Source organism: Mycobacterium sp. NGS40 (genome assembly GCF_059812735.1).
On sequence record NZ_JCALDG010000006.1, the window covers coordinates 173973 to 195401 of the forward strand.

Annotated in this window: 23 protein-coding genes; 11 read left to right on the plus strand and 12 right to left on the minus strand. The window is 66.4% G+C overall.

Features of this window, described 5'->3' with window-relative positions:
* Window position 1: 1 nt before the first annotated feature.
* Entirely contained in the window at window positions 2–1180 is a 1179-nt protein-coding gene (locus AC5Y5O_RS11840) for an acyl-CoA dehydrogenase family protein (protein WP_096287576.1), read from the minus strand.
* Between the two features lie 312 nt (window positions 1181–1492).
* Between AC5Y5O_RS11840 and AC5Y5O_RS11845 the strand changes: the two genes are divergently transcribed.
* Window positions 1493–1657 (plus strand): hypothetical protein, encoded by a 165-nt coding sequence (locus AC5Y5O_RS11845; RefSeq protein WP_165796402.1) that lies wholly within the window; start codon window positions 1493–1495, stop codon window positions 1655–1657.
* A gap of 31 nt (window positions 1658–1688) precedes the next feature.
* On the opposite strand, the gene AC5Y5O_RS11850 is transcribed toward AC5Y5O_RS11845, so the two are convergent.
* On the minus strand, window positions 1689–4397 hold the full coding sequence (locus AC5Y5O_RS11850; RefSeq protein WP_165796401.1) for an FHA domain-containing protein: 2709 nt from the start codon (window positions 4395–4397) through the stop codon (window positions 1689–1691).
* 130 nt (window positions 4398–4527) lie between these two features.
* Here AC5Y5O_RS11850 and AC5Y5O_RS11855 point away from each other — a divergent pair, with 130 nt between their 5' ends.
* Entirely contained in the window at window positions 4528–4716 is a 189-nt protein-coding gene (locus AC5Y5O_RS11855) for a hypothetical protein (protein WP_096287574.1), read from the plus strand.
* A 34-nt stretch (window positions 4717–4750) separates the two neighbouring features.
* On the opposite strand, the gene AC5Y5O_RS11860 is transcribed toward AC5Y5O_RS11855, so the two are convergent.
* The gene (locus tag AC5Y5O_RS11860; protein WP_096287572.1) at window positions 4751–5761 is read right to left on the minus strand and encodes an alpha/beta hydrolase; all 1011 of its coding nucleotides are present in this window, start codon (window positions 5759–5761) and stop codon (window positions 4751–4753) included.
* A 186-nt stretch (window positions 5762–5947) separates the two neighbouring features.
* On the opposite strand from AC5Y5O_RS11860, the gene AC5Y5O_RS11865 reads away from it, so the two are divergent.
* A complete protein-coding gene (locus AC5Y5O_RS11865) occupies window positions 5948–6793 on the plus strand; it encodes an SDR family NAD(P)-dependent oxidoreductase (protein WP_096291120.1) in 846 nt (281 codons plus the stop codon).
* 4 nt (window positions 6794–6797) lie between these two features.
* Here AC5Y5O_RS11865 and AC5Y5O_RS11870 read toward each other — a convergent pair whose 3' ends face one another.
* The 3 genes from AC5Y5O_RS11870 to AC5Y5O_RS11880 form a co-directional block, all read right to left on the minus strand.
* Window positions 6798–7304, minus strand: coding sequence for an isoprenylcysteine carboxyl methyltransferase family protein (locus AC5Y5O_RS11870; RefSeq protein ID WP_096287570.1), 507 nt, complete (start codon window positions 7302–7304; stop codon window positions 6798–6800).
* Window positions 7305–7413: 109 nt separating this feature from the next.
* Window positions 7414–9672, minus strand: coding sequence for a molybdopterin-dependent oxidoreductase (locus tag AC5Y5O_RS11875; RefSeq protein ID WP_500025303.1), 2259 nt, complete (start codon window positions 9670–9672; stop codon window positions 7414–7416).
* Window positions 9673–9722: 50 nt separating this feature from the next.
* Complete coding sequence (locus tag AC5Y5O_RS11880) at window positions 9723–10148, minus strand: PPOX class F420-dependent oxidoreductase (protein WP_096287566.1); 426 nt, start codon at window positions 10146–10148, stop codon at window positions 9723–9725.
* Between the two features lie 184 nt (window positions 10149–10332).
* Here AC5Y5O_RS11880 and AC5Y5O_RS11885 point away from each other — a divergent pair, with 184 nt between their 5' ends.
* From AC5Y5O_RS11885 to AC5Y5O_RS11895, 3 genes are all read left to right on the plus strand, one after another.
* Entirely contained in the window at window positions 10333–10515 is a 183-nt protein-coding gene (locus AC5Y5O_RS11885; protein WP_096287564.1) for a hypothetical protein, read from the plus strand.
* A gap of 54 nt (window positions 10516–10569) precedes the next feature.
* Window positions 10570–11010 carry a nuclear transport factor 2 family protein gene (locus AC5Y5O_RS11890; protein ID WP_096287562.1) on the plus strand — a complete coding sequence of 147 codons (441 nt, stop codon included), beginning with the start codon at window positions 10570–10572 and terminating at the stop codon, window positions 11008–11010.
* 202 nt (window positions 11011–11212) lie between these two features.
* Complete coding sequence (locus tag AC5Y5O_RS11895; RefSeq protein ID WP_096291119.1) at window positions 11213–12073, plus strand: alpha/beta fold hydrolase; 861 nt, start codon at window positions 11213–11215, stop codon at window positions 12071–12073.
* On the opposite strand, the gene AC5Y5O_RS11900 is transcribed toward AC5Y5O_RS11895, so the two are convergent.
* From AC5Y5O_RS11900 to AC5Y5O_RS11915, 4 genes are read right to left on the minus strand one after another with little or no spacing between them, the layout of a single operon-like run.
* A complete protein-coding gene (locus tag AC5Y5O_RS11900; RefSeq protein WP_096287560.1) occupies window positions 12070–12555 on the minus strand; it encodes a nuclear transport factor 2 family protein in 486 nt (161 codons plus the stop codon). The genes AC5Y5O_RS11895 and AC5Y5O_RS11900 overlap by 4 nt on opposite strands.
* Window positions 12556–12565: 10 nt before the next feature.
* Complete coding sequence (locus AC5Y5O_RS11905; protein WP_096287558.1) at window positions 12566–13411, minus strand: mycofactocin-coupled SDR family oxidoreductase; 846 nt, start codon at window positions 13409–13411, stop codon at window positions 12566–12568.
* Entirely contained in the window at window positions 13408–14211 is an 804-nt protein-coding gene (locus tag AC5Y5O_RS11910; RefSeq protein ID WP_096287556.1) for a mycofactocin-coupled SDR family oxidoreductase, read from the minus strand. Before AC5Y5O_RS11910 ends, AC5Y5O_RS11905 begins: the two co-directional genes overlap by 4 nt.
* Window positions 14208–14390 (minus strand): hypothetical protein, encoded by a 183-nt coding sequence (locus tag AC5Y5O_RS11915; RefSeq protein WP_096287554.1) that lies wholly within the window; start codon window positions 14388–14390, stop codon window positions 14208–14210. The genes AC5Y5O_RS11910 and AC5Y5O_RS11915 overlap by 4 nt, the downstream gene beginning before the upstream one ends.
* 71 nt (window positions 14391–14461) lie before the next feature.
* Between AC5Y5O_RS11915 and AC5Y5O_RS11920 the strand changes: the two genes are divergently transcribed.
* The 5 genes from AC5Y5O_RS11920 (at window position 14462) to AC5Y5O_RS11940 (ending at window position 19874) form a co-directional block, all read left to right on the plus strand.
* Complete coding sequence (locus tag AC5Y5O_RS11920) at window positions 14462–15646, plus strand: acyl-CoA dehydrogenase family protein (protein ID WP_500025310.1); 1185 nt, start codon at window positions 14462–14464, stop codon at window positions 15644–15646.
* A gap of 10 nt (window positions 15647–15656) precedes the next feature.
* Window positions 15657–16565 carry a biphenyl-2,3-diol 1,2-dioxygenase gene (gene bphC, locus AC5Y5O_RS11925; RefSeq protein WP_500025312.1) on the plus strand — a complete coding sequence of 303 codons (909 nt, stop codon included), beginning with the start codon at window positions 15657–15659 and terminating at the stop codon, window positions 16563–16565.
* Window positions 16562–18028, plus strand: coding sequence for an FAD-dependent oxidoreductase (locus AC5Y5O_RS11930; RefSeq protein WP_096287548.1), 1467 nt, complete (start codon window positions 16562–16564; stop codon window positions 18026–18028). Before bphC ends, AC5Y5O_RS11930 begins: the two co-directional genes overlap by 4 nt.
* Before the next feature lie 173 nt (window positions 18029–18201).
* Window positions 18202–19047 (plus strand): IclR family transcriptional regulator, encoded by an 846-nt coding sequence (locus AC5Y5O_RS11935; RefSeq protein ID WP_500025314.1) that lies wholly within the window; start codon window positions 18202–18204, stop codon window positions 19045–19047.
* Window positions 19044–19874, plus strand: coding sequence for an SDR family NAD(P)-dependent oxidoreductase (locus AC5Y5O_RS11940; protein WP_096287544.1), 831 nt, complete (start codon window positions 19044–19046; stop codon window positions 19872–19874). Before AC5Y5O_RS11935 ends, AC5Y5O_RS11940 begins: the two co-directional genes overlap by 4 nt.
* Here AC5Y5O_RS11940 and AC5Y5O_RS11945 read toward each other — a convergent pair.
* Both AC5Y5O_RS11945 and AC5Y5O_RS11950 read right to left on the minus strand, forming a co-directional pair.
* Window positions 19789–20136: a ferredoxin gene (locus AC5Y5O_RS11945; protein ID WP_096287542.1), complete on the minus strand. Its 348-nt coding sequence runs from the start codon at window positions 20134–20136 to the stop codon at window positions 19789–19791. The two genes, AC5Y5O_RS11940 and AC5Y5O_RS11945, sit on opposite strands and share 86 nt — an antisense overlap.
* Window positions 20127–21254, minus strand: a complete 1128-nt coding sequence (locus tag AC5Y5O_RS11950) for a 3-ketosteroid-9-alpha-monooxygenase, oxygenase component (RefSeq protein WP_096287540.1) — start codon at window positions 21252–21254, stop codon at window positions 20127–20129. Before AC5Y5O_RS11950 ends, AC5Y5O_RS11945 begins: the two co-directional genes overlap by 10 nt.
* Between the last annotated feature and the right edge of the window lie 175 nt (window positions 21255–21429).

The following is a 21429-nucleotide window of genomic DNA, read 5'->3' on the forward strand; positions in this document are numbered from 1 at the left end:
CTCACCGCCCATAGGAAGGCATTCCATGGCCACGCTGGGCGATCACATCACGGAGCACCTCGTTGGTGCCGCCACCGAAGCGCATCAGTGGAGCGACCCGGTAGAGCCGCTCGAATTTGCCTGCCAGCGGCGCGCTTTCGCTGCGGTGGGCCAGCAATCCGTCCGGGCCCAGGAGATCGAGCGCCAGATTGGCGATGCGCTGCCGCAATTCACTGGTGAAGATCTTCTCGACGCTGACCTCCACGGTGGGGATCACGCCGCTGTCCAGGATCGAGGATGCCTCGTAACCCATCAACGTCGCCACCTCGACGTCGGCCTCGGCCTGCGCCAGCCGGCGCCGCAGGCCTGCATCGTCGGCGGGCACCGAGCCGTCGCGTCGCGGGCTGCGGGCCAGGTCGCGTAACTCGTCCACCGCGCGACGCAGATCGCCCGCGTTGGTCAGCGCACCGCGCTCCAGATCGAGCGCGCCGGTGATGTAGGTCCAGCCACGGTTGATTTCGCCGATCAGATTCGTGACGGGGACCCGCACGTCGTCGAAGTGGATTTCATTGGTTCGGTAACCCGACCATGCGTAGAGCGGGCGGATCGAAATCCCCGGGCTGTCGATCGGCACGATGATGACCGAAATCCCGCGATGGCGCACACCGGTCGGATCGGTGCGCACACAGAGCCACTCGTGGGTGGCGCGCTGCGCGCCGCTGTTCCAGATCTTGCTGCCGTTGATCACCCAATGCTCGCCATCGCGCGTCGCTCGGGTCCGCAGGCTCGCCAGGTCCGTGCCGGCCTCAGCCTCGGAATAGCCTACCGCGCAGATCATTTCGCCTTTGGCGATCTGCGGAAGCCATTCGGTCTTGTTCTGCTCGGTGCCGTGCCGCATGATCATCGGGGCGACCGAGGTGACCGTGAGGTCGGGCCCGGGCACGCCCGCGTATTCGAATTCGCTCATCAGCAGGTGTTGATGCACCGCGCCGAGCCCGAGCCCGCCGTACTCACGCGGCCAGTTCAGTCCGAACCAACCCTTCGCACCGATCTTGCGGCGAAAGCGGGCCACCTCGCCATTGGGGAATTCGAGGTCGTGCTCGCTCAGTTCGGCACGTAATTCCGGGGTGACGTTCTCGGAAAGGAATTCGCGAACCTCGGTCAGCCACGCGTATTGCCCGGCGTCGAGTTCGAAATCCATTCCGGCCCCTTTCGTATGGCCGCGTCAGCGTAACGCGGGCGCGAGATTTCGCCCGCCATTTCGCACAGACGTTACGCCCGGCCGCGTACGGGCTCGACGGCCCCGGGGAGACTGCGTCCTTCATCGACGGGGCTCGCCGCCGTGTTCCGAACGAGACATCCGTTGCCGCCCAACCTGTGATCGCCCGTTCACCGGGACGGTCGTTCTGTAAATACGCTGTCAAACTCCCGTTAAAACCCGTCGGCCGCAGCGCAGAAACGGGACCGGGCTGGGATGATCTTGAAATTGGCGGATCGACGATCGGGAGCAGTCATGCCGACTATTGAGACGCGCCTCCGCCAGGAGCTGCGCGACTATGCCGTTGAATTGCGTCGGCTGGCGTACACCCTGCCCCAGGGAATAGGCGAGCACGATCTCCTTCGGCTGTCGGACCGGATGCACGCCGCGTCCGAGCAGACAGTCCGCAGGGGCGCCTAGCCGGTCACCGGCATCGCCGGCCCCGCGTGGGTCAGCGCCCGCCCTTGAGGCGAATCTTCCAGCGCACGAAGCCCAGGTAGAAAATGCTGATCGCGATCAGCATGCCGAAGTTGAACCACCACGTGCCGGCATTGTGATGCCAGAGCGCGTCCTTCGGGACCTGCGGTCCGGGTTCCAACTTGGTCAGATCGACAGTGGACGCCGATGCCGCGAAACCCCATCGCGCCGGGGTTACCCACGACATCTGGTCGAGCCCGATCCGGCCGGTGACCGGGATCATGCCCCCGGAGAACACCAGCTGCGACATGACCGCAACCACCAGCAGCGGCATGATCTGATCGTTGGACTTCGCCAGGGACGACAACATCAGCCCCAGCATCGCCGAGGCGACGGTGGTCGCCGCGACATCGACGAAAAGCTCCAGCGGCGCCTTGCCCAGCGCGGCAGCACCCTGCGTCGGTCCGCCCTTGCCCAGCAGCGTGATGATGGTGACGATGGCCGACTGCACGACCGCGAACACCGTGTAGACGCAGACCTTGGCCAGCAAATAGGCGCTGGTGGAGAGGCCGACCGCCTGTTCTCGCAGGAAGATGGCGCGCTCACCGATGAGATCTCGGATCGTCAATGCGGTCCCCATGAACACCGAACCGACATTCAGCAGCACCAGGATCTGTCCCGGCTCGGTTGGCGCGTTGCCCACCGGGTTCGGGATGCCGAAGCCGACGTCGCCCGGCACCGACATCGACAGCGAACCCATGATGAACGGCAGCAGCGCCAAGAAGAGGAAGTAACCCCGATCGGAGACGATCAGCCGGATCTGGCGGCGCGCGATCGTGGAGAACTGCCGCAGCAGACTCGTATGCGACGGATCGCCGATCTCGGCCGGCTTCTCCGGCGGCGGTGGTGGCGGCGGCGGCCCGGTTCGGGCGAGGTATTTAGCCTTGGCCGCGTCGGGGTCACCGGCGACTGAACTGAAGATGTCGGCCCAGTTCGTCGTCCCCATGGCCGGACCGATTTGCGCGGGCGGACCGCAGAACGCGGTCTTGCCGCCGGGAGCCAGCAGCAGTACCTGGTCGCAGACGTCCAGGTAGGTCAGCGAGTGGGTGACCACCAGCACCACACGACCGGCGTCGGCCAACTGCCGCAGCATCGTCATGACCTGCCGGTCCAGCGCCGGGTCCAGACCCGACGTCGGCTCGTCGAGGATCAGCAGCGACGGCCCGGTCAGCAGCTCCAGCGCCACCGAAGCGCGCTTGCGCTGACCACCGGACAGTTTGTCCACTCGAGTGTGCAGGTGCTGGGTCATCTCCAGCTCCTCGAGCACACGGGCCACCACCTGCTCACGATCGGCCTTGGTGGTGTCGGGCGGCAGCCGGAGCTCGGCCGCGTAGCCCAGTGCTTGCTGGACGGTCAGTTGGCCGTGGACCACGTCGTCCTGGGGCACCATCCCGATCCTGCTGCGTAGTGAGGCGTATTCGGCGTGAACGTTGTGGCCCTCGAACGCGACCGTGCCGTTGGTGGGGTGGGTGTAGCCGGCCACCAGCCGGGCGAAGGTCGACTTGCCCGCGCCGGACGGACCGATCACCGCGGTCAGCGTTCCGGGACTGGCGCCCAACGAGATGTCGTCGAGCAGTGTCTTGTTGTTTTCGATCGTCCAGGTGACCCCGCGCACGTCCAGACCGCCGAGGCGGGTCTGCGCCGCGGTGTCGGCGTCCCGGCGGGCCAGCGCGCCGCCGGCGAACACCAGGTCGATGTTGCCGATCGTGACGACGTCGCCGTCCTTCAGCACCGCGGAGTCGACACGCTGACCATTGACGAAGGTGCCGTTGATGCTGCGGTTGTCATGGATCTCGGTGCCGGTCGGCGTCGGGATCAACGTCGCGTGGTGGCGCGAGGCCAGGACCTCGGGAATGACGATGTCGTTGTCATTGGCCCGGCCGATCTTGATCGCGCCGGGCGCGTCCACGCCCACCTTGCCCGGCCGCAGAATCTTCATCATCGACGTCGCCAGGTTCGAGCCGTCGCCGCCACCGACTCGGCTGGTCAGTGCGGTCGGCGGGTCGAGGGGCGCGGCCGGCGGAGACTGGGCCGGCTGTGGCCGGTAGATGTGCGGCGACGACATCGGTCCGCTGGCCGGGCCCGCCGGTTGGGTGCCGGTCGGGTGATGCTGCTGCAGAGGTCCGCTGGGTTGCGCGCCGGTCGGATACGTCGGAAGGGGCCCCGATGGCGGGCCGGATTGCGGGGGCGGGGTCGGATACGTCGGCATCGGCCGGGACGGGCTCGCCGGCGGGTGCGGCGGCAAACCCTGCGACATCGAGCCGGTCGGTGGACGTCCTTGGGCCAGCCGCGGATCCGCCGGCCCGGTAAGCGGGTTGACGATGGGGATCGACGTCGTCAGTGGCGGCGTCCCCGCCACACCCTGATGCCGTCCGACCTCGAAGGTCACCGTCGGCCCATCCGGGTTGCCGATGTTGACCCGCTGACCGTCCTGAATGTCGACGGCCGGGACCCGGCGATTGTTGACGTACAAACCATTGAGGCTGCCGTTGTCGATGGCGATCCACCGGCCCTGATCGAAGCGCAGCACCAGATGTATCCGGGAAATCAACGGATGCGCAACGCGGACGTCCGCCCGCAAATCACGCCCGATGACCACATCGTTGCCGGGTGCAAAGGTCCGCTCGGATCCCTCGTACCGCACGGTCAGCACAGGTGGGGCTGCTCGGCTCACGAGCCCCACTGTATCGGCGTCGGGGCCAAATCGGGGACTGGTCGCCGATACGCGTTGCCGCCGGCGTGCGGTTTGCACCCCTGGCGCGGCGCAAATTCAGCATGGTTTGGGTGATGGCGGCTCGGGTAACCCGACGCGCATGCACGATAACGGCGAGTTCCCCGACGACGTGCCCATCGCCGACGCCGTTGAGCAACAACGCACCACCGGCGAGTCTTCGTCGAACCCAGCCCGGCCCGACGACGCCGAGGTGCCCTTGGAGGCAACGGATTCCGATTGGCGCGAGCAGCAGCAGACGATCGACTCGGATTTCGACGAAACCGATTAGGCCCGCAGCCCCGCTGATTTCGGGGCGAACCGCACTATCCCGCGGCGGCGGTGACTTGTCCGCTCCCGCGACGCCAAGATCCGGACGTGACTTCCTTGACGAAATCCCCGAGATAACGGATGGCCCGCCTACCCTCGGGCAGAACATCGGCCGCCAGCGGAAAGTCGTGGATCTGGCCGTGCCAGACATGCAGATCGCAGCGAATTCCGTTGGCTTCCAACCGTTCTGCCATGAGCTCGGCGTCGGCAAGCAACAGTTCGTCGGCACCCGCATGTATGGCCACCGGCGGCAGTGCCGACAAATCGGCGTCGACGGGTGAGACGACATGACCCGAAGAGCTGCCCGGACCGTCCGGAAGCTGAACTTCGCCCAGATAGCGCGAGAAGATCGACAACGCACCGGCGGTGAACATCGAGCATCTGCGTGCGTTGCGGTGCTTGAGTTTTCGGTCCGGATTCGCATCGGTGAACGGCGATACGGTGGCGACCCCAGCCGGCGTCGCGAGCTGAGTGCGGATCGCGGCCAGTGTCGTCATGAATGCGAGATATCCGCCCGCCGAGTCGCCGGCAACGACCACCCGGTCGGCTTCGTAGCCGTTCCGCTGCAGCCAACGCAGGCCGCAGAGTCCGTCGTCGATCGCGTCGGCGATCTGGTGCGACGGAAGTTTTCGGTATCCGACGATCAGCACGCCGGCATCGGCCGCCTCCGACAAACGAGTCACCAGCGCGCGGTGGGTGTTGACCCCACACGTGAGGAAGGCGCCGCCGTGCAGGTAGAGGATGGCCCGCGTCGGGGATACGCCGGGGGCGCGCACCCATTCGGCGTTGCACTGTTCCAGGCGCACCGGCTGCACCGTCGCCGCGGAGCGGAAATGAGGTATCAAGCCCACCAGACCGTCGACGTACCCCAACGGCCATTGCGGACCCGGCTGCAGCGCCCACGCTCGGACCACATTCTTCACGATCAATCGACTTGCCATTGAGACGGCGATCGATTGCGGACTGCGACGATGGTGAACGTGCCGCGTAACCGGTTTGGTAACCATTTATTGACCAACTCCTAAGGGATCGCAGAGTACCCGCGATGAAGGGCGATAACCGCAGCTAGACCGTCGTGAATTGCTACGTTCGTCACCGTTTGCGGGTGCTGAATTCGGGTATTGGGCAGGCAAAGTTGTGCGCCGGTTCTGGCCTCGATGCCGACGATTTCGCGAGTGCTCGAAGATATGAGCATGGAACAGGCAACTGACGCCGGTGTGCTGCTGACCGACCGGGTGGCGGTGGTGACCGGCGGCGGTGGCGGCATCGGCGCGGCCACGGCGCAGCTGTTCGCCCGACACGGTGCCCAGGTCGTGATCGCCGATATCGACGCCGCACTCGCCGAGCAGACCGCCGATGCGATCTCGGCGTCGGGCGGGGTGGCTGTGCCGGTCGTCGCCGACGTACGCGACGCGGATCAGGTTGCCGCCCTGGCACGATCGGTGCTCGATCGGTTCGGCCGGATCGATGTGTTGGTCAACAATGTCGGGCATTGGCTGCGCCACCCCGGCAATTTCGTCGACACCGATCCGCAACTGTGGGACGAGCTCTACCGGATCAACCTGCACCACGTCTTCCTGGTCACCCACGCTTTCCTGCCGGCGATGGTGTGTCAACGCCGCGGCTCGATCGTCAACGTCTCCTCGGTGGAAGGGCTGCGCGGCTACCCCGAGGACCCGGTCTACGCCGCGTTCAAGGCGGCCGTCATTCATTTCACCCGCAGCCTCGCGGTTCAGGTGGGCCGTGACGGCGTGCGCGTCAACGCGATCGGCCCCGATGTCACCGAATCGCTCCAGGTGCCCTACTCGCAGTGGCTGTCCGCCGAGGAGCAGGCGCAGTGGCCGCAGTGGGTTCCGGCCGGACGGATGGGGTTGCCTGCGGACCAGGCCAGGGTGATCTTGTTTCTGGCCTCGGATCTGTCGGACTTCGTCACGGGCCACACCATTCCCACCGACGGGGGCACCGGCGCGGCGGGCGGATGGTTCCGTTCGTCGCGGCGGCCCGACCGGGAGTGGACGAACCGGCCCATCGCGCCCTGATCGCTCAGACGTAGGTCAACGCCGCGTTTTCCAGGCGGATGCGCACGTTGAGCAGCGCCGCGTTGGCAATGCTGAACACGATCGCCGTCAGCCAGGCCGAATGGATCAGCGGCAGCGCGACGACCTCCGCGACGACGGCGATGTAGTCGGGGTGCCGCACCCATCGATACGGGCCACGCCGGACCAGCGGCGCACCCGGAATCACGATCAACCGCGGATTCCAGTGCCTGCCCAGGGCCATCGCACTACGCCAGCGGACGATGCAGCTGAGCGCGACGACGGTCAGCATCGGCCAGCCCAGCCAGGGCACGAAAGGGCGTCCGAGCGCCCACACCTCCACCACACATGACACCAGCAGCAACACATGCAGGCTGACCATCGCCGGGTAGTGATCGAGCCCGAATTCCTTGCCCCCGTGGGCGATTGACCATTGCGCATTCCGGTGTGCGACGACCAGCCCGATCAGGCGTTCAACGCCGATCAGCGCGATGAACAGCAGGTAGTAATACATGGCGTCTCCCCCCTTCCCCGCGACGTTCTGCTATAGCAACGTGGATCCGCATTCGAGGGTTCAGCAAACAGCGCGAGCGTCGACCAGCTGCTCTGGCGCAGGCTGGTCGTCAGCCGGTCGGGGCGGCCTCGAAGCGGGCTTGATCCTCGAGGACGGTCACCGGTATCCCGTTGAGGGCGCCGTTACCGGATGGCTCGTCGACAAATGTCGGCAGGGAGAGCGCGTTGGTATTGGCGCCCGGTGAGCTGTTCGCGACGGACATGCGCGTGCCCGGCTTGCCATGTCCCCAGCCGTGTGGCATCGACACGACACCGGGTTTGATCGCATCGGTGATCTCGACGGGCACTTTGATCTCGCCGGCCTCCGATTTCACCGTGACGACGTCGTTGTCGGACACGCCGCAGCGCGCGGCGTCGTCGGGGTGGATCAGCAGCGTGCACCGGTCCTTGCCCTTCATCAGCGCGGGCACGTTGTGCAGCCAGGTGTTGTTCGAGCGCAGGTGCCGGCGGCTGACCAGGACCAACTGCTCGGCCGGCCGCTGCATCCGCGCTTGGAGCCGGGGCAGGTCGTCGAGCAGGTACTGCGGAGCCAGCCGGATCTTCTTATCCGGGGTGCCCAAAATGTCGGGGAGCTGCGGCACCATCGGCCCGAAGTCGATGCCGTTCGGATTGGCCTTGAGCAGGTCCAACGTCAGCCCGCCCGGGTTCTTGCCGTATTGGTCCCCGAACGGACCGGTGCGCAGCGTGAGGTCCAGTATGCGTTCGGGCCCGCCTTTCAAACCGGCTGCGTCGTACAGCGTGCGTAGCTCGGCGCCGTCGACTCCGCGGGTGAAGGCAAGGTAATCGAAGAAGCCGTCGTCGATCGCGGCGACGTCGACGTCCTCGGCCGGTGTTCCGGTACACAGGCCGGTCAGCCGGATCAGGATCTCCCATTCGTGCGGGCGATCACCGGGATCGAACACCGGCGCCGAGTAATTCGCGATGCTGTGGATTGCGAACAACAGGATCAGGTCGTCGTGGTGGGGCTGCTCGAGCGGTGACAGCCCGGGCAGGATCACATCGGCGTGGCGGGTCGTCTCGTTGACCCAGAGGTCGATGGAGATCATCGCTTCCAGCATCGGCAGCACTTCGTCGAGCTTGTCGCCGCCGGGCGTGGACAACACCGGGTTGCCCGCGACGGTGATCAGCGCCTTGAGTTGCCCCTCGCCCGGTGTGGCGATTTCCTCGGTCATGCAGGACACCGGGGCCTGCCCGAGCACTTCCTTGGCGCCGCGCACCCGGGTGTGCCAGCGGCCGAATTCCGGGAGACCGCCCTCCAGGCCGGGCAGCGGTTGCGTGGTGATCGACCAGGCCGCCGGCTTGGGGAACATCGCTCCGCCGGGAGTGTCGAAATGGCCGGTCAAGATGTTGATCACATCGACCATCCAGCTGGCCAAACTGCCAAACTCTTGGTTGCACAGGCCAATTCGGCCATACACCACTGATTTCCCGGCACCGGCGAGTTCGCGCGCCAACCGCCGGATGGTGTCGACGTCGATGCCGGTGACATCGCTGACCCGCTCGGGCGGCCAGGCCGCGGCGACGTCACGCATCGTCTCTAACCCATCTAGGCAGCCATCGACGTGCGGGCCGGGATTCACCAGGTCCTCGGCGAACAGCGTGTGCGCGACCGCCAGCAGCAGGGCCGCGTCGGTGCCGGGCACGATCGGCAGCCACTCGTCGGCCTGCGCGGCGGTCTGCGTGCGCACCGGGTCGATCACGATCACTTTGCCGCGTTTGCGGATTCCGTCGATCAGGCCCATCACGTCCGGTGCAGCCAGCAGTGAACCCTGCGACGCGGCGGGGTTGGCGCCCATGATGACCAGCAGGTCGGTGCGCTCGATGTCGGGCACGGGAAAATTCCACCAGAGGCCGTACATCAGGTGTGACGACAGATTCTTCGGCCATTGATCGACCGTCCCCGGTGAATAGGTGACCGGCATCCCGGACATGCCCATCAGCACGCCGGCGTAGCGGGCCAGCGAAAACGAATGTGCCAGCGGGTTGCCGGTGTAGGCGGTGACCGCACCGATCCCGTACTTCTCGATCACCGGCGTCAGCAGCTCGGTACAGCGCCGAAACGCCGCATCCCAGCTGACTTCCCGGAACTCGCCGTCGACTTTGATCAGTGGGTTACGGACGCGGTCCGGGTCGTGATGTACCGCGCCCAGCGAAACGCCCTTCGGGCAGAGATGTCCACGGCTCCACACGTCGTCACGGTTGCCGCGAATGCCCGTCACTACGCCCGCTTCGACCTGAATCTCCAAGCCGCACATGGCTTCACACAGCGGACAGGTCCGAATATGTTTGCCGTCAGCTCCCGGTTTCATCCACTTACTGTATTGCGATACTCCGGGTAGCGGAAGTGGCAAAGCTCAGCTCAGGACACCCAGGGTCCCATGCCGCCGACCTTCTCGATGCGGATGCGGTTGAGGTACCCCGGCGGAGCGTCGTCCGGAGGGAACTGCACGTCCGGACTCCCCAGCTGCGCATCGAGTTCCCTCAGCAACTCCGGGGCGCCGCCCTCGACAATCCGCGCCGTCCCGGCGATCGACAGGTATGGCCGGGGCCGGATGCCCTGGTCGTCTATCGCCACGATCGTCACCGCGACCCGCGGGTCCTTGCGAATGTTGCGCAGCTTCTTGTAGTCGGCCAGGTGGGCGCTGACGAGTTCGTCGCCGTCCGGCGTGGACTGCAACGCGACCCAGACCAGGCTGACCTGGGGGCTGCCATCGGGATTGACGGTGACCAGGGTGGCGTCGACACCCTTGCCGATGAGGTTTCGTGCGGCGTCGTTGAGTTCCATGCGTTGTTCTACGGCTTCCCGAAACGATTCATTCCCGCTCAGGACGGCGGAGTTTGTAACCCGCGGCGCTATTCCTTGAGAGACATTTGAATCTGACAAGTTGCCTATACATCGCCGAGGCATCAGCCCTAGCGTCATGTAGGACCGAACGACCTGCCCAGGAGCTAGGAGCCGGAGGCGCGGCATGACCGATCAGCAGCCCCCGATGAACATCGAGTACCTCCGACGTGAAGTGCTCGCCCGGATAGACGCACACCCACTCGACGACTGGTCCCCCGCCTTATTGCAGGCCATGATAGCCGTTTTCGACTTGAACGGCGTCATGCCCAAGCCGCTGCACCGCTTCCAGCCTCGCATCGTCCAGTAGGCCGCCTGACTAAGGTGCTGTGAAGTACCTGCGGTCGGGTGAGGAGTCACGGCGATGGAGATGTGGGAGCTGGTGGCCCGCGAGCAGATCCGTGACACGCTCGCCCGATACAACTGGTCGGGTGACGCGGGCCGGCTCGACGGGCTTTCCGAGACCTTCTGCGTCGACGGCGTTCTCGAGATTCGGGGTGCTGAACCTCTGCGTGGCCGATCCGCGATCGTCGCGTTCCTCGGTGGTGTCACCGGCAAGCTCGCCGTCGAGGCGGACGTCAAGCCGGTCGTTCGGCACAACGTCGCCAACATCTCATTCACCTCGTTGACTCCCGACGAGGCTCGAGTGTCCTGCTACTTCACCGTCGTCACCCACCTCGGACTCGACCATTTCGGCCGCTATCGCGATGTCTTGGTGCCCGACGGTGGCACCTGGCTGATCAAGCACCGCACGGTGTCGACCGATTGGGCAGCCGCCGATTCCGCCATGGCCAGGCCGTCCTGAGGCCTTGGCGCACAGCTACTTTCGTCGTGCACGCTCGGTATTGAGTGTGCGTCCGGGACCGAAAGTCGGCGATATTGTCGCCCTGAGCGCGCACTCCAAACCGTGAACGCACACTCGAGGCCGTGAGCGAGACGCTCGCCGCGCCTACCGCTGAGCGGAACACCGCTCACGCACCACGCGGGGACATGGCAGGGTGGCATGCGTGTCCAATACCTCCGTCGAGCATGACCTGCGTGAAATCACCACCCCGAAGGGCGGTTTGCGCTACTACGACTGCGGCCCGGATTCCGGTCCCGCGCTGCTGTTCCTGCACGGCTCCGGCCCCGGGGTCACCGGCTGGCGCAACTTCCGCGGAATTCTGCCCACGTTCGCCGAGCACTTTCGCTGCCTGATCCTGGAATTCCCCGGCTTCGGGGTCACCGACGACCTGGGTGGTCACCCGATGGTCACGGCCTTCGGCGCGGTGGCGCCGTTCCTGGACGCGCTCGGAGTCGAGAAGGCGCACATCGTCGGCAACTCGATGGGTGGCGGCGTCGGCATCAACTTCGCCATCGGTAACCCGGACCGCGTCGACCGGCTGGTGACCATCGGCGGCATCGGCACCAACATTTTCAGTCCCAGCCCGAGCGAGGGCATCCGGCTGCTGCAGGAGTTCGTCGAGGACCCCACCCGGCAGCGGCTGGTCGACTGGCTGAAGTCGATGGTGTACGACCAGGCGCTGGTGACCGACGAACTCATCGAGGAGCGTTGGCAACTGGCCACCGATCCCGTCACGCTGGACGCCGCGCGCCGGATGTACGGCAAGGCGGCGTTCGCCGCGATGAACTCCGCGATGGCTGCCTCGGACCGGCCCTTCCCGTGGGCGACGATGCACAAGCTGGCCGCGCCCACGCTGCTGACCTGGGGCCGCGACGATCGGGTGAGTCCGCCCGACATGGCGCTGATCCCGATGCGCACCATTCCCAACGCGGAGCTGCACATCTTCCCGAACTCCGGGCACTGGGCCATGATCGAAGCCAAGGCGGCCTTCGAAAGTACGGTCCTGGCCTTCCTGTCTCGTTAGGGCGCTCCCGCAAGTCCTTTCAGCAGCAACGCGTGCGCGTCGGGATTGCCGTCGAGCACCCGGCTGGTGCGGGTGGTGATCTGCCACTGCTCGTCGACGCGGCGCAGCACGAAATGGTGTGCGGTGGCGCGCCATACCCGGTAGGAACCCTTCTCAGCGCCGTCGCGGACCAGCACCAGGGACTCGCAGACCGCCACCGCGTCGTCGCCGTCGACCGTGACGACACACGGCCCCAGGAAATGCGAGCAGCCGTTGGCCACCAACTTCTGGTGGGCCTCCGAGCTGATCATCGCGTGCACATCGGCACGGCCTTCCATCCGCCAGCCGTCGACGTCGTACACGCCGTCGGTCGCCCACAGCCGCGCGCTGGCATCCGGATCGCCGGCGTCCACCGCGGGACCGTAGGACGCGATCAACTGTCTGATGTCGCGGTCGTCCTCCAGCCGTCGCAGCCGGGTCAGCAAATCCGCCACGTCGGTCATCGTCGTCTCCTCATCGCTGGGTGGCGCCCGCGTCGACGGGCAGGACGATCGCGGTGATGTAGCGCGCCTCGTCGGAAGCCAGAAACAGCGCGGCGTTGGCGACATCGACCGGATCGATCCACGGCACCGCAAGCATATTCATCGCCGTCGCGGCCTCGGCGAATTCCACCCGGCTCCGCGGCCGGTCCAAGTCTGGCCGAAACGCGCTGCGGACGGCGTCGTTCTGGATCATCGGTGTGTCGACGTTGGTCGGGTTGATGCAGTTGACCCGAACATTATGTGGCGCAAGCTCATTGGCCAGACTACGCATCAGGCCGACCACACCGTGCTTGGCTGCGGTGTAATGGGCCACACCGAGCAAGCCGCGCAGCCCGGCGATCGAACTCGTCAGGACCATCGAGCCGGCGCCGCGCGCGATCAGGTGCGGCGCGGCAGCCCGGCACGTGTGCCAGACTCCGGTGAGGTTGACGTCGAGCATGGTGCGCCAGGCGTTTTCGTCCAGGTCCACCGCCATGCCGCGGGAAGTGATTCCGGCCGTCGCGCAGACCACGTCCAAGCCGCCGAAGCGCCGGACACCGCGGTCGGTAGCGGCCCGCATCCCGGCGAGGTCGCGCACGTCGACGATTTCGGAATGCACCTGCCCGCCTGTTTCCGCGACCAGGGCCGCCGTCGTCTCGAGGTCTTGTGGCGTGCTGGGCGGGATCACCACGGTGTCGACGGGCCCGCACACATCCAATGCCACGATGTCGGCGCCCTCCTGCGCGAAGCGCACGGCCTGGGCGCGGCCGATCCCCCGTGCCGCGCCGGTGATCAGCGCGACTTTCCCGTTGAGACGCCCTTCGGCCGTCACGGTCATGTCGTCTTCTGGGTCAGGCCGGCGTCGACGACAAGCTGGGTGCCGGTGATGTAGCGGCCCTGATCCGATGCCAGGAACACCACGGCGTTGGCGATGTCGACAGGCTCCACCCACGGGACCGGCAACAGATTGCGCGCCTGCAGCACCTCGGCCGCGTCGGCCGCCGTCGGGTTGGCCAGATCGGGCCGCAGCTTGCGGTACATCGCCTCGTTGAGCACCATCGGCGTCGCGACCGGCCCCGGGTGCACCGTGTTGACCCGGATGCCGCGCGGTCCCAGCTCGTTGGCCAGCGTGCGCGCCAACCCGACGACCGCGTGCTTGCTGGCCGTGTAGTGCGCGGTGTTCGCCGTCCCGCGAAGACCGTTGGTAGAGCTGATCAGAACGACGGATCCACCGTCGGCGCCGATGTGCGGCACGCCGGCTCTGACGGTGTGCCAGGCCCCGGAGAGATTGATGTCCAGCGTCCGCTGCCAGACCTGTGGGTCGAGTTCCCAGGACGGGGCGCCCGGGAGGTGAACACCGGCGTTGGCGATGATGACGTCCAGGCGGCCCAGCGTGGCGACACCGCTGTCGATCGCCGAGGTCACGTCCGCGAGGTCGCTCACGTCCGCGACACCCGTGACGCACCGACGGCCCCGGCTTTCGACTTCGGTTGCGATACTGGCCAATTCGTCGGCATGCAGGGCAACGTCGAGGGCGATCACGTCGGCACCCTCGTCGGCGAAGCGCTGACAGTGCACCCGACCGGTGCCTTTGCCGGCGCCGGTGACCACGACGACCTTGTCGAGTAAGCCGGTCATCGCTGCACCCACACCGAGGGTCCCTGCGCGCGCGGCTTGTGCAGGGCATAGAGGCCGGCGAACCCGGCACCCACCACGATCACATCGACGGCATCACTCATAGGTACGCACGGTATTGGCCGGTCGGCCGCCGCGCGCCGGGCTTCCCGGTCATCGGACACGTATTTGCGTCCGCTCATCGGGATTTCCTTTGGGACGGGCGAGGACTGCGGTAGACCATTACTTAGCCCACACACGTAAGGACACAGATATGAGCGACCGGGTACTGGACCGGGTAGTGGCCATGGCGGACCAATTGCGCGATCAGGCCGCCGAAGCCGAACAAATCGGCCGGCTTACCGACGACACCGTCAAGCTGATGAAGAGTGCCGGCCTGATCCGGCTGCTGCAGACCAAGCAATACCAAGGCTTCGAGGCCCATCCCCGCGAGTTCGCCGAGACGGCGATGGCCACGGCGGCGCTGGACCCGGCGGCGGGGTGGATCGTCGGTGTCGTGGGCGTGCATCCCTACCAGTTGGCCTACGCGGACCCGAAGGTCGCCGCCGAGATCTGGGCTGATGACGTCGACACCTGGGTGGCGTCTCCGTACGCGCCGCAGGGCGTGGCCAAGCCGGTCGACGGCGGCTACCTGTTCAACGGGCGGTGGCAGTTCAGCTCCGGCACCGACCACTGCGACTGGATCATCCTGGGCGCCATGCTCGGTGACGAGAATGGCGTCCCGTTGATGCCGCCGCAGATGCTGCACATGATCCTGCCGCGCAAGGACTACGAGATCGTCGAGGACTCGTGGAATGTGGTGGGGCTGCGGGGCACCGGTTCCAAGGACGTGATTGTCTCCGACGCGTTCGTGCCGGCCTACCGGACCATGGACGCCACCAAGGTGATGGACGGCACCGCCCAGCGCGAGGCCGGGATGACCGAGCCGTTGTATCTGATGCCGTGGTCGACGATGTTCCCGCTGGGCATCTCCGCGGCGACGATCGGCATCGCCGAGGGGGCACTGGCCGCGCACCTGGACTATCAGCGCGAGCGCGTCGGCGCCACCGGAACCGCGATCAAGGACGACCCGTATGTCATGCACGCGATCGGCGAGGCGGCCGCCGACATCAACGCCGCGCGCCAGGAACTGCTGGCCAACGCCGACCGCATCTACGACATGGTCGCCGCCGGTAAGGAGGTGTCGTTCGCCGATCGCGCGGCTGGGCGTCGCACGCAGGTGCGCGCGGTGTGGCGCGCGGTGTCGGCGGTCGACGAGATCTTCGCCCGCTCGGGCGGTAACGCGGCACGGATGGACAAGCCGCTGCAGCGGTACTGGCGTGACGTCCACGTCGGCCAGATGCATGCCATCCACGTACCCGGCACCACTTATCATGCGGCGGCGCTCAGTTCGTTGGGCGTCGAGCCGCCCGAGGGCCCGCTGCGGGCGCTGATCTGAGGAGCGTTCGATGACGGATCTGAAAAGCCTTGGCTATATTACGATCTCGACAAATGACATCGACCGTTGGCGGCAATTCGCCTTCGGGGTGCTGGGTTTCGCGGAGGGCAAGGGTCCGGACCCGTCGGCGCTGTATCTGCGCATGGATGAGCGCGCCGCCCGGTTGATCGTGGTGCCGGGTGAGACCGATCGGGTGCTCACCATCGGCTGGGAGGTCCGCGACCACCCGGCGCTACAGCGGGTCAAAGCGGCCCTCGATGGCGCCGGGGTGCCGTTCAAACAGTTGTCGGTCGAGGAGGCCGAGGCCCGCCGGGTCGAAGAGGTGATCACCTTCGACGACCCGGCCGGCACCGCACTCGAGGTGTTCCACGGCGCGGTGCTCGATCACAGCCCGGTCGTCACCCCGTTCGGCGCGAGGTTCGTGACCGGCGATCAGGGCCTGGGCCATGTCGTGGTACCGGCCATGGATCCGGGCGGTGTGTTCGACTTCTACACCGAGGTGCTGGGATTCCGGTCGCGCGGCGCGTTCCGGGTGCCGTTGCCGAAAGAGTATGGCCCCGTGCGGGTTCGCTTCCTCGGCATCAACGAACGACACCACAGCCTGGCGATCTGTCCGGCAGCTCACCAGCGTGACCCGCGCCTGGTGCACATCATGGTCGAGGTCGACACCCTCGACGCGGTGGGCCAGGCGCTGGACCGGGTCAGCGCCGAGGGCTTCCAGTTGTCCTCGACGCTGGGGCGGCACACCAACGACAAAATGATCTCCTTCTACGTCCGGGCGCCCGGCGACTGGGACATCGAATTCGGCACCGAAGGCATGCGGGTCGACGAAAACCATTACACCGCAGAAGAAATCACCGCCGACAGCTACTGGGGCCACCAATGGGTCGGCGAAATGCCAGCGGCGATGCGGTTATGACACCTGACACCGACGTCACGCCGATCCCGGCGTCGTCGATCACCGCGTGGGATCACGAGGCCGACGTCGTCATCGCCGGTTACGGCGTCGCGGGTGCCGCGGCCGCGGTCGAAGCATCGCGCTCCGGCGCCGACGTCCTGGTGCTGGAGCGCACCGGTTCCTGGGGCGGAGCGGCGGCGATGGCCGGCGGTTTCATCTACCTCGGCGGCGGGACACCGCTGCAAAAGGCTTGCGGCTTTTCCGATTCCGTCGAAAACATGGCTGCGTTCCTCAACGTGGCGATGGGACCGGGCGCCGACGAGAACCGGATCGCCGATTACTGCGCCGGCAGCGTCGCCCATTTCGAATGGCTGGTCGGGTGTGGCGTGCCGTTCAAGGCGGAGTTCTTCTCCGAGCCCGGCTGGGAGCCGATGGGCGATCAGGGCCTGATGTACAGCGGCGGCGAAAACTCCTACCCGTTCAACACCATCGCCTCCCCCGCCCCGCGCGGCCACATCCCGCAGATGCAGAACAAGAAGCAGGGCGAAGCCAGCGCGGGCTACATGCTGATGAAGCCGCTCGTCGAAACCGCGACGGCGTCGGGTGCTCGCGCGCTTTACGACGTGCGGGTGCGGTGTTTGATCGTCGAGTCCGACGGCAGGGTGGCCGGTATCCGGGCCCGCCAGTACGGCACCGAAATGACGATCCGGGCACGCACCGGCGTCGTGCTCGCAACGGGCAGCTTCGCCTACAACGACGCGATGGTGGCCCGCTACGCGCCGCGGATCGCCGGGCGTCCCGCCGCGTCGATCGAGCAGCACGACGGCCAGGCGATCCGGATGGCGCAGGCCCTCGGCGCCGACCTGGCCCACATGGATGCCACCGAGGTCGCGATCTTCATCGACCCCCAGCAGCTGGTGCGCGGGATCCTGGTCAACGGCCGCGGTCAGCGCTATGTCGCCGAGGACACCTACCCGGGCCGCGTCGGGCAGCTCACGCTCTATCACCAGGACAACATCGCCTACCTGATCATCGACAACGATGCCCAGGAAGAGGCGATGGCGTCGTGGTCGCCGAAATTCATGCTCCGCCAACCGACGTGGGTGGCAGACACAGTGGCGGAGCTGGAGCGCGACATCGGCCTGGCACCCGGATCGCTGCAGGCGACCGTCGCCGCCTACAACGAGGGTGCCGCGCGCGGCGAGGATCCGTTGCTGCACAAGAAGCCGGAGTGGATTAAGCCGATCGGCAGCCCGGTCGGCGCGATCGACCTGCGCGAGAACACCGGAGGCTTCACGCTGGGCGGGCTGGCCACCACGCTGGACGCCGAGGTGCTACACGTCAGCGGCGAGCCGATCCCGGGGCTGTTCGCCGCGGGCCGTTCCACCGCCGGGCTGGCCGCCTGGGGTTATGCCAGCGGTGTCTCTCTCGGTGATGGCAGTTTCTATGGCCGCCGCGCCGGGCGATCGGCCGCCAAGGGCTGAGTTTCTCTGATCTTTCGCGAGCGTACGCACACGGCGAAAATTCGGTCCGTGATTCGCGGTGTGCATACGCTCGCGGTTTCGTGTCTTGTGTGACAGCGCCCACACACGTGTGGTAGACATATCTTCCTAATAGGAATATAGCAGTCAGATAGACCGCAGCCCATGGAGGACCCATGACCGGGACGCCGAAGACCCTCGACGCCACTGCCCCCACGGCCGTGATCGACCGCATTTCGCTCGTCCTCGACGCATTCGACGGGCCGGGACGACTGACGCTGGCCCAGATCGTGCGGCGCACCGGGCTGCCGCGTTCCTCGGCGCACCGGATGCTCGAACGCCTGGTGCAGCTGCGTTGGTTGCGCCGCAGCGGTCGCGACTACGAGCTCGGCATGCGCCTGGTGGAACTCGGCTCGCTGGCCGTGCACCAGGACCGGCTGGTGCGCGCGGCCGGCCCGCTGCTCGGCGAATTGCACCGCGCCACCGGACTGGTCGCACACCTGGCGGTGCTGGACGGGCCGGACGTGGTGTACCTCGACAAGGTCGGCGACCGCATGGCCGACGCGATCCCCACCCGGGTCGGCGGCCGGCAGCCCGCACATTGCACGGCCGTCGGAAAGGCGATCCTGGCCTACCACGACGAGGAGGCCCAGGTCGATCTTCAGGTCCGCAAGACCAAGTACTCGGTCTCCACCGGTTCGCAGCTGGCCGCCGAATTGGCCAGGGTGCGCGCGCACGGCGTGGCGTTCGAGCGCGAGGAATCGTTGCTCGGATTCGGTTGTGTCGCAGCGCCTATCGGTGAGGCCGGTGAGGCTGTTGCGGCGGTGTCGGTCTGCGGCCCGATGAGCCGGATGATGTTCGATCAGCGACTGACGGCGCCGGTGCGCATGACGGCGATGGGCATCTGGCGCAATGCCGAGGACGGTCCGCTTGGGCGCCCAAGGGTGACACCCGCCCTGCAGCCGCGGCGCCCGCTGCTCCCCCAGCGTCGCGGTCCCGCACCCGCGTTGCAGTACGCGTGAATCCGTTCGCGGGCGGCGTCGCGGTCATCACCGGAGCCGGCTCGGGCATCGGTGCGGGCCTGGCCCGCCACGCGGTCACGCTGGGAATGACGGTGGTGCTGGCCGACATCGATGCCGACGCCATCGCGGTCCTGCGCGAACAGCTCTGCGCCACAGGTGGATCCGCGGTCGGCGTGGTGTGCGACGTGCGTGACCCGGACGTCATGCAGCAGCTTGCCGAGCGCACCTACCGCGATATCGGGGCCGTCCGGCTGCTAGTCAACAACGCCGGCGTGGGACAGTTCGGCTATCTGTGGGACACACCGGTGGCCAACTGGCGGCGGGTCGTCGACATCAACATCAGCGGCGTATTCCACGGTGTGCGAGCCTTTCTGCCCATGATGATGGCCACCGACGAGCCCGCCTGGGTGTGGAACCTGTCCTCGGTCGGCGCCGTAGTGGCAATTGCGTTGCAGGCGCCCTACATCGTGAGCAAGCACGCGGTGCTGGCGTTGACCGAATGCCTGTATCTGGATGTGGAGTCGGCCGGGCACGGTCACCACATTCACGTACAAGCGGTGCTGCCGGGTGCGGTGAAATCCAACATCTTCGAGTCGGCCGGCGGTGTCGACTCGCACGGGGACGGTGACGTTGCCGAGGCGCAGCGCGCGGCGATGCTCGACGTCAAAGCCGCTGCGATGGATGCGGAAACGGCCGCGGCGGCGATCTTCGAGCAGGCCGCCGAAGGCCGCTTCTACCTGCTCACCGAACCGGAGTATGTCGGGGCGGCGATGGCGGGACGAGCCAATGTGCTTGCGGCGCAGAGCCCTCCGTCTCGTCGACGATAGCCAGCTCCCCCTGGCGCACCGCATCCAGGATCGACTCGCGCAGCGCCGAACACACCAGGAACACCCCGCGATTGGCGTGCGCCGACACCGCTTCGGCCCGCTGCGCGCAGCGCCGGGTCGCATCGGCGTCCCACTGCACGCTGGTCTGATTCCAGGTGCTCTTGCGGACCAGCACCTGCGCGCCGCAGTTACCGCATGCCACGGGCAGCATCGGCATCTCGTCGAGCCGATTATCCATCTGCACCGGCGAATTCAACCACATACCGAACCCTGAGCCGCCATGTTCGCCTCGACCTCTTTCATCCACGCCTCGTACGGCCGAGTGGTGTCGAGCTCGAACTCGAAGCGGTCCACCATCTCCGGCTCGACATCGGCGACGTCGACGTAGAACTGCTCGTACCAGCGCCGCAGCTGATAAACCGGGCCGTCCTCCTCGACCAGGAGCGGATTGTCGATGCGCGCCTTGTGCCGCCAGATCTCGACGTCCTGTTCGAAACCCAGCTTGACGTAATCGCCGAGCTGAATCGCGGTCTGGACTGGGTCTCCGGGCAGCGCTTCGGACTTCTTGACGATTATGCCGTACTGCAGCACAAAGGAATTCGAGTCGATCGGATAGTGGCAATTGATCAGCACGGATTGCGCGTCACCATATTCGTAGTGATAGGTCAGGTCGTCGATCATGAAGGACGGACCGTAATACGACGCCACCGACGTGTTGCCGAGCATCCGAGCACCTTCGGTGCCACCCATGTCGGGGCGACCCTCGCCGTTCATGTACTGCGTCGCGACGTGACCCTCGAAGATGTTCTTGAAGTAGGTCGGCAATGCACCGTGGATGTAGTAGAAGTGCGCCATATCCACGACGTTGTCGATGATTTCACGGCAGTTGCTGGTAGCGACGACCGTGGTGTACCAGTGCCAGTCGGTCCATTCGTCGCTGGTGGCACCCTCGATGCGCGGGATCGTCACCTCTGGCGGCGGTGGTTTGCGTTCCGGATCGTTCCAGACGAACAACATGCCGTCCTGCTCCAGCGTCGTCCAGGTCGCCGTGCGGGCCAGCCGGGGCGCACGTCGGGCGTACGGGACCATCTTGCATCGTCCGTCACCGCCCCAGCGCCAGTCGTGGAACGGGCAGGCGATCTCGTCGCCCTTCACCTCGCCCTGGGACAGGTCGCCGCCCATGTGCCGGCAGTAGCTGTCCAGGACGTTGATTTTGCCGTCCCCGCTTCGGAAGACGACAAGCTTCTGGCCGAACGCGTTGACCGCGTGTGGCTTGCCGTCACCGAAATCTCTGATCAACCCCAGACAATGCCAGCCGCGGGCAAACCGCGTCGGTGCGGCCTGGGCCTCAATGAGCCGAATGTCGTCGGTGTCATGCATAGGCACGATTTAACTCCGCGAATAGACCCTTTTGGACTTGGCTGTTCCACTCATCAGGACGACCATTCCGCTGCCTGGGCGGCGCGAAATACCGTTCTCGGGTGACAGCACACAGCGCGACCATCCCCGCTGGACTTCCTGTGGCCGACACGAGCGCCGACTTGCTGGTCGTGGG